Genomic DNA, 12,656 nt, shown 5'->3' with positions numbered 1-12,656 from the left:
TGGCCGAAAGCATCATTGGCCTATTCAAAACCGAGGTGATCAACTTCTTCGGCCCTTGGAAATCAATCGGGCAAGTCGAGTGGGAAACCCTGAAGTGGGTCAGCTGGTACAACAGCGAGCGCCTGCACAGCGCCATCGGCTATACTACGCCACAAGAAGCAGAGGACGCTTTCTATGAAAACTTAAACGGCCATGATAAAGCAGCCTAAGATTTGAACAAAACACTCTCCGGTAAACCCGGGGCGGTTCACGACGCTGCTCGGCGTCGCCGCGATTGAGACCATGCTCGACGATTTCATTCTCGGCGAGGATCATGTTGCGCGCTTCCTTGGCCTCGTCGATGATAGTGTAGAGGCCAAGCGAGTCGCTGCTCTTGTGATGGTTCTTTGGCAGCGCGCAGAGCAGGGACCGAAACTCGAACAGCTGGGCCTTGGTGTAGGAGCCCATCGGACGATCCCCATGGGCTTCGATCAAGAGCTTCTTGGTCGCGCTCCAGTTGCCCAGGTTGTTCGTGTCCCACCCGGGGTTGTCCTCGCGCTTCTGGTCCATGGCGGCCTCGAACCAGGCGCTGAACCGGCTCTCCGCGGTCAGGCTGCATGTGGCCTCATCGTCGCAGGAAGGCGCGTTGATATATTGAATCGGTTGCTCCGTTTCCTCGCGGTTGTCCGCATCATTGGGCCGAGATACACCCATGGCTGCCTCGTGATCTCGGATCGCGGGTGTAGGCTGCCGCGCGCAGGTCAGATCAGGGGCGACTTTGGCCAGCGTTGGCACAGGTGGTGCTGCCGGCATTGGCGACGTCTCCGGTGGGCTCTGCATCGGACCGGGTTCGGCATGGGGTGCATGCGCCGCCATCTGCGCCGGTAGTGTCGGCAACACGGGCGGAAGCGCGATCATCGCGGTCAGATCGGCTTGCGCCTTTGCGGGATGGGACATCGAGACAAGGCGATCATCCATGCGGTAGATGCTCTGTTCCCGGTGGATATTCTCGTCGGCGACCTCGATCAGGGCCCGGGCGGCGCGTCGAGCCGCGCAGCCAGTCCTCGCTTCCTGGCTCAACAGGGACCCCGAGTCGGCCAAGTGTTCGCTCGAGCGGCGCCGAGACAGCCTCGTAGTCATTATAGATCAGCGCGACGCGCATCGTCTCGCGAGTCGCCTCATGCAGCCGGATTGCGGCGGTCACAGCCTCCGGGCCCCGCGGGCCACAGGTCTCGCGGAGTGCTTCCGAGGTTGCCACCTCGAAGCGCATCAGGTCATCGACCATGGAATCCAGCTGTTGTTCATTGAGCATGTCCGCTCCGCACATCTCTATCATTCCGATGAGATCGACGATGAAGCGGGCTGCTATCGCAGCCCGTCGCCGCGCCTCGGAAATGAAATGCGTTCGAAGCGAAAAACAAAAAAACGATTTCGCGTAGAAATTTTTCGCGACCGCCGGGACCCGGCGCCGAAAGACCAGAGTCGTGCCCCTGCGAATGATATAGGTCGGATGTGCGGCCATGTGTGCGACCCTTTTGCGACTTTTGTGTCGCACAACGACTCCTGACCGATTTATCGGTCAGAATCGTTGATTTCGCTTGACTTTTTTAGAATTGGCTCCGGCGGTAGGGATCGAACCTACGACCAATTGATTAACAGTCACTATTTAGGGGGTAACGCGGCCTAAATATGTAAAACTATCGGCCCTGATTTTTCCTTTATTTTACTTGCATATGCGCGATATGTTCGGCAGTGTTTGCTTGCGTGGGGAACAGTATAAAACACCATTTCTGTTCCCCAGAATGTTCCCCAGAACCGATTGGGGAACAGATTTTGAGGGGAACGAGCATGGCTAAGCTGACGGCAACCGGCGTTGACAAATGGAAGGTGACGGACAAGAGGCAAGAGGTGCCGGATAGCCTGATGACGGGCCTTTATTTCATCGTGCAGCCGAGCGGCAAAAAGTCATGGCAAATTCGGTATCGGTTTGGGGAAAAGCACCGCCGGATGACATTAGGCAGATATCCTTTGCTTTCGCTTGCAGACGCGCGAGCGCGGGCAAGTGAAGCCTTGATTGCTGCGCAGGATGGGCGCGATCCGGCGGGCGAGAGAGAGGCCGAAAAGGCGGCACGCGTCGAGGTTGACCAATCAGGCCGCGACAAGATCAAGACGCTTGTGGAGCAATTCGGCAAGCGGCACTTGTCCACCCTGAAATCCGGCGAAACCGTCAAGCGCGAGTTGAACCGGCATGTGGTCGCAGTCTGGGGCGAGCGGGATATTCACGATATCGCCAAGCGCGACGTGATCGACCTACTGGACGGGATAGCCGACAGCGGGCGGGTTGTGACCGCCAACCGGGTGCGGGCGTATCTGAACAAATTCCTAAGCTGGTGTGTGGAACGCGATATAATCGACCAGTCGCCCGCGATGGGCGTCAAACCGGCAGCGAAGGAAAAGAGCCGCGACCGCGTGTTGACCGACGACGAAATCAGACTGTTCTGGAAAGCCTGCACGGTTGAGGGCCAGCCGTGGGGGCATCTTGGCAAAATGCTGTTGCTGACCGGGCAACGGCTTGGCGAGGTTGTGAACATGACCGATCGAGAGGTTAGCGACGATCTATGGCACCTGACTGCCGACCGCACCAAGAACGGGCGGGCGCATGATGTGCCGTTGTCACAGGCTGCACTGGACGTTCTGGGGGCGGTGGAGCGCCTCAAGAGCGATGCGGGGTATGTGTTCACCACGAACGGCAGAAGCGCGGTACAGGGCTACCACAAGGGCCGGAATCACATTGCCGAACGCATGGCAGAGATTGCCGGGCAGGAAATCTCGCACTGGACGTTTCACGATCTACGCCGCACGGCGGCAACCGGCATGGCGCGGCTAGGCATTCCGGTGAGAGTGACAGAGGCCGTGCTGAACCATGTGAGCGGCACCGCCGGGGGCATCGTGAGCGTTTACCAGCGACACGATTATGCCGACGAAAAGCGGGATGCGCTGGACGCATGGGCGCGTCTTGTTTTCGATCTGGTGGAAGGCACGGCGGATAACGTAGTGCGGATTGGCGAGGCCAAGGCATGAACGAATGGGGCATTCCAGATTGGCGCGATCCTGACGCCTACGGAGATTTTTGTGATTGGTCACGCAACAGATGGAAATGGGAATTTCTCCGACGTCGTGAAGATCTACGCCAAGAATTTAAAGAATACGCTAGCCAAACCTATCAGAGCAATCTCAAATTCAGGGAATGGCTGGACGCTGAGCATCCAACTCATGAAGGCGGGCGTATATTGCGTCCAGAAGATCCCGGTTTCATTATTTTTTCTCGGATATTGTGGTGGGAAATGCCAAACCCGAAGATTGGAGATCAACCAGAAAATGCCATTGGCTGGAGTTGGACTGACACTTCCATCCGTGAATTCACGCGGGAAACGGCCCCAGCGGGTTTTTTACGAGTCGATTTTGACTTGAGCGCACCTATCGCACCCCAGATTGAAAATGTGAAAAAGAGGTTGGTAGAAGTTCAAACTGAGGAGAGCGGCGGGAAGGTACAAAAACGCCGCCACCCTGCAAAATGGCCGGAATATCTTAGAGTATTGGATGCAGCCGAGGGTGGCGCATCTCTTTCGGAAATCGCTAAATTTTTGAAATATAAGGCGCAAACAGAGCAAGGCGCGCGCGACACCTTGAGGGCTGCAAAAGAACTGCGATTTAATTTCTGAAATTGTTTCGCAATATCCAAGGCGCGAAAAATGCCCTCAATGGGGTGCCATGACCTAACACGAAAGGACGTGGCACCATGAACACCCAACCCGCAACTCCGATTGCGCGCACCACGAGCGCGCTTGACCCGGAACACGACCGCAATCCCCACCGCCGCATTCAGGCAGCGACCGTGCGCCAGATGTGCGGCGGTATCAGCGACATGACCCTGTGGCGCTGGCTGGACAATCACGACCTGGACTTTCCGCGCCCGATCTACATCGGACGCCGCCGCTATTGGAAAGAGGCCGAAATCGTCGCCTGGTTGGAAGCGCGCGAGGTGGCGGCATGAGCATCAACCTTTCCGACCTTCCCGCCGAGGCCGTCAAAACGCTGAAACAGCTTTCGCCGCGCGACTTTGAGATGCTTGCGATTGATGCGCATCGAATGCAGGACGCCGAAGATATGGCGAAATTGCCCAGTGATCCAATTGAGGCGGCAAAGGGCGCAAATGCCTGCCTTATCAATAACAATGACAAGATCGACGTGGACGACGCCGAGGGCTTTGTCGAATCCGTCCTAGAAGTCGCCAGCATCGCCTTGGCAAATCCCGACTTCGACAGCACCGATGCGATCCACCTGCACCGGATCGTGCGGGCAGCGGTGAACGCGCAACAGGCCAGCATGAGCAACACCCGCGAGGCCAACAGAAGCCTGCGCGCGGCAATCTGCAAATAGAAACCCCCACCGAAAGCGACGGCGGGGGCTATCTAAAACTTGAGGCTTGGACGGCTTCAAAGCTGAATATAGCACCGCCCGTTGCTTTCGGCAAATGCCGAGGCAATGAGCAAATGACAAAATCGAAACGGCAGGCCCGCCGAGCATGGGCCGCAGAGCGCCGCAAGCATATCAGGCGCGGCAATCTCTACCACGTCGAATATCAGCACGATCCGGGCTGCGCGATCTATACGCGCCAGCGGCTTTGCACCTGCGATCCGCACCGCGTCCTGAAGGACGACCGGGGCCGCACGCTGGCGCGTATCGAGGGCGCGGGCGAATACGCCCCGCTGGAACTGCTGGGGGGCGCGGTATGAGGCAGATTCAAATCCGGTTTCTGATGCGCCTGCACGGGCTGACCGAGGCGCAGGCATCCGCGCTTTGCGTGCTGATCTGGGGGGCGAACTGATGAACATGCAGGACAACTTCCCGACCGTCGCCAAGGCCGCGCTGGAATGCGCCGCGCGTGGCTGGCATGTGTTCCCTGCCCGCATCAAAGATGGCAGCAAACGGTCTTTCATAGCAGGCAAGGCCAATGGCGGCGCGCGCTGGGGCGCGACCACCGACCCCGACGCGATCCGCGACTATTGGAAAGAATTTCCCGACGCGCTGCTGGGAGTCACGACCGGCACCGATAGCGGTTTCTTTGTGATCGACGCGGACACGCCCGAGGGCCACGACAAGGATGGCGTGGGAACCCTGCGCGGCTGGATCGAAGAACACGGGCCATTGCCTGATACCATCGAGGGCACGACGCCAAGCGAAGGCTGGCACGTTTATTTCCGCCTGCCCGACGATCTGGAAATCCGCAACAGCGAAAGCAAGCTGGCACCGGGCATAGATGTGCGCGGCGAAGGTGGCATGGTGCTGGCACCGCCGACGATCAAACCCGGCACCGGCAAGGCGTATCGCTGGAAGAACCCGCCGGGTTTCTTCGAACTGGCCGATTGCCCGGAATGGCTGCTGGATAAGCTGCGCGCCGCGCAAGCGCCGAAACTTTCCGAGTGTGCCATGCCCGGTGCGCGCATCCAGATCGACACCGGCGGTGCAACGGCATGGGCTGAAAAGGCCATGCAGGACGAACTTGCAAAGCTGTTGGCCGCGCCCGAGGGCAAGCGCAACGGCACGCTAAATAGCTGCGCCTTCAATCTGGCGCAGATCGTGGCCGGGGGCGGCTTGCAAGAAGAAACCGTCAAGGCGCGGCTGCAGGCAGCTGGTGCGGGCATCGGCCTGGAAGCGAGCGAAATTGCCGCGACCATCGAAAGCGGCTTTCAGGCGGGCGTGCAAACGCCGCGAAAACCGAAAGAGCGGGCCAGTTATGGCGCGACCGGCACACGCGCGGCAACAGCCGATGGACAGCCGCGTCCGAACACGCCCGACGAAACCGACCTTAGCCATGATGCACTGGCAACCGATCTGGGCGCGCGCAGTTTTGACGCTGACGCGCGACACGTCGCCACCTGGGGCAAATGGCTTTTCTGGGAGGGCACCCGCTGGCAGATCGACGACAGGCTCGACCACCTGACCCGCACACGCGCCTATCTGCGTGACCGGGCCGAGAATTTGACCGGATGGGCCGAGCGCAAGGCCGGGACGCTCGAAGAAAAGGAAAGCGACCGCTTGCGCGCCTGGGCCAAGGATCAATCACGCTGGTTGCGCAACAAGATCACGGTTGCCAGCGTCGAAAGTCTGGCCAGATCGAACCCGGCCAGCGTGGCGCGGGCCGATGCCTTCGACGAAAATCGCCTGCTGCTGGGAACGCCCGGCGGCACGGTGGATCTGCGCACCGGGCAGCTGCGCGCAGCCGACCGGGGCGACATGATAACCAAGGCCACCACCTGCGCGCCTGCCGCGCCCGGATCGCGCCCACAACGATGGCTGACCTTCCTGCACGAGATATTCGACGGTGACGCCGATCTGGTGGCCTTCATGCAGCGCGCGGCAGGCTATGCGCTGACCGGGCTGACCACGGAACACAAACTGCTTTTTCTCTACGGCACGGGCAGAAACGGGAAATCGGTTTTCCTGAACACCTTGACCCATATCTGGGCCGATTATGCCCGGCGCGCGGCGGCTGAAACCTTCCTCAACAGCGCGGTTGAAAAACATTCAACCGGGCTTGCCGGGCTGCAAGGCGCGCGGCTGGTGGCGGGCAGCGAATTGCCAGTCGGCAAGACATGGGATGAATCCGTTATCAAGGATTTGACCGGCGGGGATCGTATGACCGCCCGTTTCATGCGCGGCGATTTTTTCGACTTCGACCCGCAACTGACCCTGATGATTGCCGGGAATAATCAGCCGTCTTTCCGTGGCGTCGATGAAGCGATCCGTGCCCGCGTGGTGTTGGTGCCCTTCACCGTCACCATACCGCCTGAGCGGCGCGACAAGGGCTTGGCCGACAAGTTGAGGGCAGAGGGGCCGGAAATCCTGCGATGGGCAATCGAGGGCACGCTGCAATGGCAGGAGCGCGGCCTGGACGTGCCCGCCAGAGTGGCGGCGGCATCCACCGAATACATGGATGACGAGGACACGCTGGGGCAATTCCTGATCGACGAAACCGTAACCGATCCGGCAGGTTTCGTGACCACCACCGATCTGCATGACCGTTTCAAATTCTGGTGCGAGCGGCAAGGGCTACATGCCTGGACCCTGCACACGTTGCGCAAGGAATTGAAATCACGCGGCTTTCAGAATCACCGCCGCCCGCATGGCCGGGGCTTCATAGGGCTGAAAACGCGATGAAAAATTACGGACATGACGCTTATGACGCTTTGCTCCTTATCCACCGTATACGCGCGCACATACGCGCGTGCGCGCGCAATACGCCCGATATGGGACGAAGCGTCATAAGCGTCATATCGCCGCCCGAATGGCAGGAAAACCACCACCACAAGAGGAACGATCAATGATTACAGATGAAGAAAAGATGAAGATCGAACGGGCGCGGGTTTCTGACCTGCTGGCAGAGGCGATTCAATCGCTCGAAGCCGAAAACGGCGATATCCGCTTTTTCAATGCCGCGTTCCTTGTGGCCGCGATCCAGCTTCATGCCGAGATCGAGGGGCCGGAAACCATCGCGCGCGCATTGTCCAAGGTAGGGGTGCGCGAACTGACCCGCAGCGGCACGGTTACAACATGTTGACGGACAGGCCGATGAGGTATTATATTACCTGCAACGGATTGGCGCTGATGGCGCGTCCTGACAAACCTTTTCCCGCAACGCTGATGGCTGCGCGCGAAAGAAACGAACCTCAAGCCGGGGGCGTTCTTTCGCGCGATCCGGCATTCTGAAAAAGGAAATCGGAAATGTTCATCACAGATGAATCGAAAGCGATCAAAGCCCGCAAGGAAGCAATCGACTTTCACACCCGCAACAAGATCAAATCCATCAATGACCTGACCCTGCACACGATGGCATGGACCGACCTGAACGGTATCGAGAAGGAAGCGCGCAAGGCAGCGAGCGAAATGCTCGACCGCGTAAGCAACGGAACATCCGAGCAGATGGACAGCGCAAGTGAAGCTTGTGACGCATTTTCCGACCTGCTGGGCGAAATCCGCACTGAGAAGGACGAACGCACCTTCATCGGCAACAAGGGACCGCGTGAGCGGCGCGAACGTTCCGAGCAGCTGGCAAAGCGTCCGGGGATTGATGCTGTTGACCAAGTGCGCACCGATGGGATGGAAGCCGAAGCGGCGGAAGCCAGTTACGCTCTGGCACCCGAGCAACGCTTCACCGCCTGGGCGCAGGCGCGCGACACGGGCAGCGAATATCGTGGCCTGGGGCTGGGGCAATATCTGCGCGCGATGGTGCTGGGCGGCAAGTCCGATCTGGAACGCCGCGCATTGTCGGAAGGCACAGACGGGGCGGGCGGATATACCGTGCCGGATGCCCTTTCCGCGCAACTGATCGACCGCCTGCGCGCGCAATCGGTTGCAATCCGCGCGGGCGCGATCACGGTGCCGTTGACCAGCGACCAGAACTATTATGCGAAACTGCTGACCGATCCGACACCCGCATGGCGCGATGAGGCTGGCGCGGTTGCGGAGAGCGATCCGACATTCGGGCGCGTTTCGCTGACGCCGCAATCCTTGGCTGTGCAAGTCAAGGTATCGCAGGAGTTGCTCGAAGATAGCCTGAACATCGGCACCGCGTTGCCCAATGTCCTGGCTGCTGCGATGGGGCTGGAACTGGACCGCGTGGCCCTTCTTGGCACGGGAACGCCGCCGGAGCCGCGCGGCCTCGCCAATACGTCCGGCATCGGCACCTTTGCGCAGGATGCCGGGATTGCCAGCTATGCGAACCTGTCGAAGGCGCGCACCGGCATTCTGTCGGCAAACGCCGGGCCGGTATCAGCCTACATCATGCACCCGCGCGATGAAGGCGCATTCACCGACCTGACGGACGGCCAAGGGCAACCGCTGATGGCACCGAAGGCAGTGGCCGATATCCCGATCCTGACCACAACGGCAATCCCCGTTGATGGCGGCACCGGGACGGACGAAAGCACGATCTTTGCGGGCAACTTCGCTCACCTGATGCTTGGCATCCGGCAGGATATCCGCATCGAACTGCTGAAAACTTCGACCTATGCCAGCAACCTGCAATACACCTTCCTTGCGCATATGCGGGCGGATGTGGCGGTTGCTCATGCCGGGGCGTTCTTCACCCTGACCGGCGTTGGCAAGGGCGCGTAAGAGGCACGGGCATCTTTATGAGGGCGATGATCCAGCCCGATAACGGAAAGCCGGATGCGTTGCCCATGCTCTCGCAGTGCGTTCAATCCGGCAAGGTGCGACCCCTCCCCCTGCTAATCTGGCATGGGGAGGGGGTATTCTGATCTCTACCGGACACACAGCGGGACCGGCGGGTCAGCCAAACTTACGCGCTGTCAAATCGAAGGAGGTTTTGCGTTATGGCAAAGCGAACACCGGACCATCTGAAAATCATCGCAGGCACGGCGCGGCCTGATCGCATGAACCCGGACGCGCCGCCCGCGAACATCGGCACGGCAAACGCGCCGGAATGGCTGAGTGAACGCGTGGCGGAAATCTTCACGCAGCTATCCGCGACCTTGCTGGGCATGGGCATTGCGTCACCGGACGACCAGGCGGCGCTGGCGATGCTTGCAAGCAGGCTGGAAGAAATCGAAATCTGCACGGCGGTAATCGAGGATGCGGGCCGCACCTATGCCACCACGGCGACCAGCGGCGACAAGCTGATTAGAGCGCGTCCGGAAGTTGCCATGCGTAACGAGGCGATGCGACATGCGCAAAGCCTGCTTTCTGACTTCGGACTGACACCGGCAGCGCGATCCAAGGTGAGCGCGGGTAAGACCGCCGAGGAAAACCCGTTTGCGGCGCTGGACAGGATTTAGCGCAGAGAGTTTCGCCAATTAGAACAACGGGGGCCAGGAGGCGATGCGTCCCGGCCTTTTGCTGTTCTGGGCTATAGCGGGCTGATTCCGCCTGCGACATTTTGGCAAATGCGCGACAAAGCTGATCTGTTCCCCCAGCGTTCCCCAGAATACGAAACCAGAAAGGCCACCGAAGCGGGTTCTGGGTAGCTATCTGATTTTATTGAGAATTTTGGCTCCGGCGGTAGGGATCGAACCTACGACCAATTGATTAACAGTCAACTGCTCTACCGCTGAGCTACGCCGGACCAATGCGCGGGTCATAGCAATACCTTTTGGCGGCGTCTAGGGGGTTTTGCAGAAAAGTTAAAGTCTTTTGAAATCTGCCGTTTCTGACAGGTGCGGCACGGCTTTTGCCTGGTTTTTGGAAACCAGATCAATCAGATGGGCAAAGACATTGCGCGCGGCGATCGGGTGCATGTTGGGCTGTAGCTCGGGATAGATTGCGCGGGTGATTGCGGCGATGCTGGCTGGGGTCGCTCCCAAGGCTGCTTTGATCTGGGCTGTGCGGGCGTTTCGGTGTGCGATCAGGTCGGTCAGGCGCCTGGTCGGGTCCGTGACGGGCGCGCCGTGGCCTGGCAACAAAAGACGCGCGTTCCATCGGCGCATTTTTTCGCAAGAGTGCATGAAAGCCGACAAATCCCCGTCGGGCGGAGACACCATCGAGGTGGACCAACCCATCACCTGATCACCGCTGAACACCGTATCGCCCAGCGCAAAGCACATGTGATTGGCCATGTGACCCGGCGTATGGTGGGCCGTCAGCCGCCAGTCTTTGCCGATGATATCCATTCCATCCACCAAATGATGATCGGGGGCAAAGGCGGTGTCGACCCCTTCACCGCCGCGGGCCAGCCCTTGTCGCGCCAGCTCGGTCATCACCGGGCTGCGGCCGGCTTCGGCGGTGCCGAACGCATAAATCGGCGCGCCTGTGCGCTCTGACAGATCCTGCGCCAGCGCCGAATGATCGACATGGGCGTGGGTGACCAGAATATGTGTTATCGTTTCCCCTGCCAAAGCTGACAGCAGCGCGGCAAGATGCGCGGCGTCCTTTGGCCCGGGATCAATCACTGCCACCTGCCCCTGCCCCACCACATAAGTGTTGGTGCCGCGAAATGTCATCGGCGAGGGGTTGCGCGCCAATATGCGGCGCACCCCCGGCAGGATCTGTTCGATCACGCCGGGTGCGGGGTTGAAACTGGTATGATCGAACATTGATGCCTTCCTTGGCGGCGCTGTCTGAGGTATCGACATGACCATGACATTTGCCTGGCTCAAACGCTATGCCCCCCGGTCGCTTTATGGGCGCGCCGCACTTATTTTGCTGACGCCGGTGATCGTGATTCAACTGGTGGTCGCCATCGTTTTCATACAGCGCCATTACGAAGATGTGACCGAACAGATGAGCCGGTCTGTCGCATTGGAGCTCGGCTATATCCTGAGGCAAATCGAAATATCGCCGACGGCCACCGCCGGGTTGATGCAGGTTGCAGAATTGGCGAAAGCGCTGAATCTGGTGATCACCCTTCCCGATGAATCGCCGCCCATGGGCGATAAAAGGCGGTTTTACGATCTGTCCGGACGGGTTGTCATCGTGACGCTGCGCGGTGATTTACCGACGCTGGAACGCACCGATCTGACCGGGTCCGACAAACATGTTCACCTGTATTTTGAAACAACGGCGGGGCCGGTGCGCATTGATGTGCCCCGGTTTCGGGTTTCGGCGTCAAACCCCCACCAATTATTGGTGCTGATGGCCGGTGTCAGCCTGTTGATGACGGTGATTGCGTTTTTGTTTCTGCGTAATCAGATGCGCCCGATCCGCCGTTTGGCCCGCGCCGCCGAGGCGTTTGGCCGGGGGCGTGTGGTGCCCTATTGGCCCTCGGGCGCAACCGAGGTGCGCGCGGCCGGGCAGGCATTTTTGAACATGCGCAACCGTATCGAACGTCAGATCGAACAGCGCACTGTTTTGCTATCAGGGGTCAGCCATGATTTACGCACCCCCCTGACGCGCCTGAAACTGGGCCTGTCAATGATGGACGAAGGACCGGACACCGATGAATTACTGGGCGATGTCCGCGATATGGAGGCCATGTTAGCGTCGTTCCTGGATTTCGTGCAGCTTGATTCGCTGGATGATCCGGAACCGGTGTCGCCCGGCGATCTGATCGAAACTCTGGCACGGGGCGCGCAACGGGCGGGGCAATCCTTGTCGGTGGTCGGCGATTTGCCCAATGAAACGGTGCTGTTGCGCCCGGCAGCGGTGCGGCGCGCGCTGGAAAACCTGATCAACAACGGTGTGCGCTATGGCACGCGGGTTGAACTGTCGTGCATCCTCAGCGAACGCGCGGTGGTGTTTCGCGTCGAAGACGACGGACCAGGCATTGATCCGGCCGTCCGCGACGAGGCGTTGAAACCGTTTACCCGGCTTGATGCCGCACGGGGGCAGAACCGGGGCGGCAATGTGGGCCTTGGCCTGTCCATCGCCATGGATATCGCGCGCCAACACGGCGGCACCCTGCGCCTTGATACCAGCACCCGATTGGGTGGTTTGTGCGCTGATCTGGTGCTGGCCCGCTAGGCAGTGTCTGCATTTGCGAGATTCTGCTTCAACGCCCAAACCATATCGGCACATGCCCTGTCAAAGACATACGCCCCATCGTCGCCGGTTGATCGCTTTCAGGTTTGCGCCTGCGCCGCACCCACCAAAGGGATCAACCGCCAGATAACAGAACCCGCGCCTTATTTCATCGTTTCGAACGGACGCGGATCTGTGCAACC

At 59.7% G+C, this 12,656-nt stretch carries 15 protein-coding genes and 1 tRNA gene; 12 read left to right on the top strand and 4 right to left on the bottom strand.

Annotation, left to right across the window (positions count from 1 at the left end; genetic code table 11):
• The coding region (locus C8265_RS12555; RefSeq protein ID WP_164512327.1) for an integrase core domain-containing protein at nt 1-209 on the top strand (209 nt) is incomplete at its 5' end.
• On the opposite strand, the gene C8265_RS12550 is transcribed toward C8265_RS12555, so the two are convergent.
• Nucleotides 145-957 (bottom strand): hypothetical protein, encoded by an 813-nt coding sequence (locus C8265_RS12550; RefSeq protein ID WP_108484351.1) that lies wholly within the window; start codon nt 955-957, stop codon nt 145-147. The two genes, C8265_RS12555 and C8265_RS12550, sit on opposite strands and share 65 nt — an antisense overlap.
• Nucleotides 950-1,501: a DUF6538 domain-containing protein gene (locus C8265_RS12545; RefSeq protein ID WP_108484350.1), complete on the bottom strand. Its 552-nt coding sequence runs from the start codon at nt 1,499-1,501 to the stop codon at nt 950-952. Before C8265_RS12545 ends, C8265_RS12550 begins: the two co-directional genes overlap by 8 nt.
• Before the next feature lie 242 nt (nt 1,502-1,743).
• Between C8265_RS12545 and C8265_RS12540 the strand changes: the two genes are divergently transcribed.
• The 10 genes from C8265_RS12540 to C8265_RS12500 all read left to right on the top strand — a co-directional run bounded on the left by C8265_RS12540 (nt 1,744) and on the right by C8265_RS12500 (nt 9,836).
• On the top strand, nt 1,744-3,060 hold the full coding sequence (locus C8265_RS12540; protein WP_240611070.1) for a tyrosine-type recombinase/integrase: 1,317 nt from the start codon (nt 1,744-1,746) through the stop codon (nt 3,058-3,060).
• Complete coding sequence (locus tag C8265_RS12535; RefSeq protein ID WP_108484348.1) at nt 3,057-3,701, top strand: hypothetical protein; 645 nt, start codon at nt 3,057-3,059, stop codon at nt 3,699-3,701. The genes C8265_RS12540 and C8265_RS12535 overlap by 4 nt, the downstream gene beginning before the upstream one ends.
• 77 nt (nt 3,702-3,778) lie before the next feature.
• Nucleotides 3,779-4,033: a helix-turn-helix transcriptional regulator gene (locus tag C8265_RS12530; protein WP_108484347.1), complete on the top strand. Its 255-nt coding sequence runs from the start codon at nt 3,779-3,781 to the stop codon at nt 4,031-4,033.
• On the top strand, nt 4,030-4,419 hold the full coding sequence (locus C8265_RS12525; protein WP_108484346.1) for a hypothetical protein: 390 nt from the start codon (nt 4,030-4,032) through the stop codon (nt 4,417-4,419). Before C8265_RS12530 ends, C8265_RS12525 begins: the two co-directional genes overlap by 4 nt.
• Before the next feature lie 113 nt (nt 4,420-4,532).
• Nucleotides 4,533-4,775, top strand: a complete 243-nt coding sequence (locus C8265_RS12520; protein ID WP_108484345.1) for a hypothetical protein — start codon at nt 4,533-4,535, stop codon at nt 4,773-4,775.
• A 91-nt stretch (nt 4,776-4,866) separates the two neighbouring features.
• Entirely contained in the window at nt 4,867-7,200 is a 2,334-nt protein-coding gene (locus C8265_RS12515) for a phage/plasmid primase, P4 family (protein ID WP_108484344.1), read from the top strand.
• Between the two features lie 163 nt (nt 7,201-7,363).
• The gene (locus C8265_RS12510; protein ID WP_108484343.1) at nt 7,364-7,600 is read left to right on the top strand and encodes a hypothetical protein; all 237 of its coding nucleotides are present in this window, start codon (nt 7,364-7,366) and stop codon (nt 7,598-7,600) included.
• A gap of 11 nt (nt 7,601-7,611) precedes the next feature.
• A complete protein-coding gene (locus C8265_RS19510; protein ID WP_164512326.1) occupies nt 7,612-7,749 on the top strand; it encodes a hypothetical protein in 138 nt (45 codons plus the stop codon).
• A gap of 15 nt (nt 7,750-7,764) precedes the next feature.
• Complete coding sequence (locus C8265_RS12505; RefSeq protein WP_108484342.1) at nt 7,765-9,156, top strand: phage major capsid protein; 1,392 nt, start codon at nt 7,765-7,767, stop codon at nt 9,154-9,156.
• A 218-nt stretch (nt 9,157-9,374) separates the two neighbouring features.
• The gene (locus C8265_RS12500; protein WP_108484341.1) at nt 9,375-9,836 is read left to right on the top strand and encodes a phage terminase small subunit P27 family; all 462 of its coding nucleotides are present in this window, start codon (nt 9,375-9,377) and stop codon (nt 9,834-9,836) included.
• A gap of 212 nt (nt 9,837-10,048) precedes the next feature.
• Here C8265_RS12500 and C8265_RS12495 read toward each other — a convergent pair.
• Nucleotides 10,049-10,123: transfer RNA gene (locus tag C8265_RS12495), tRNA-Asn, on the bottom strand.
• A gap of 58 nt (nt 10,124-10,181) precedes the next feature.
• Nucleotides 10,182-11,090 carry an MBL fold metallo-hydrolase gene (locus tag C8265_RS12490; protein WP_108484340.1) on the bottom strand — a complete coding sequence of 303 codons (909 nt, stop codon included), beginning with the start codon at nt 11,088-11,090 and terminating at the stop codon, nt 10,182-10,184.
• Nucleotides 11,091-11,133: 43 nt separating this feature from the next.
• Here C8265_RS12490 and C8265_RS12485 point away from each other — a divergent pair, with 43 nt between their 5' ends.
• Complete coding sequence (locus C8265_RS12485) at nt 11,134-12,456, top strand: ATP-binding protein (RefSeq protein WP_108484339.1); 1,323 nt, start codon at nt 11,134-11,136, stop codon at nt 12,454-12,456.
• The last annotated feature ends 200 nt before the right edge of the window (nt 12,457-12,656 follow it).

This window comes from Oceaniglobus ichthyenteri (assembly GCF_003057885.1).
Lineage (GTDB): Bacteria > Pseudomonadota > Alphaproteobacteria > Rhodobacterales > Rhodobacteraceae > Oceaniglobus > Oceaniglobus ichthyenteri.
The sequence above is the reverse complement of the archived record's forward strand: the minus strand, read 5'-3'. Positions and strand labels throughout refer to the sequence as shown.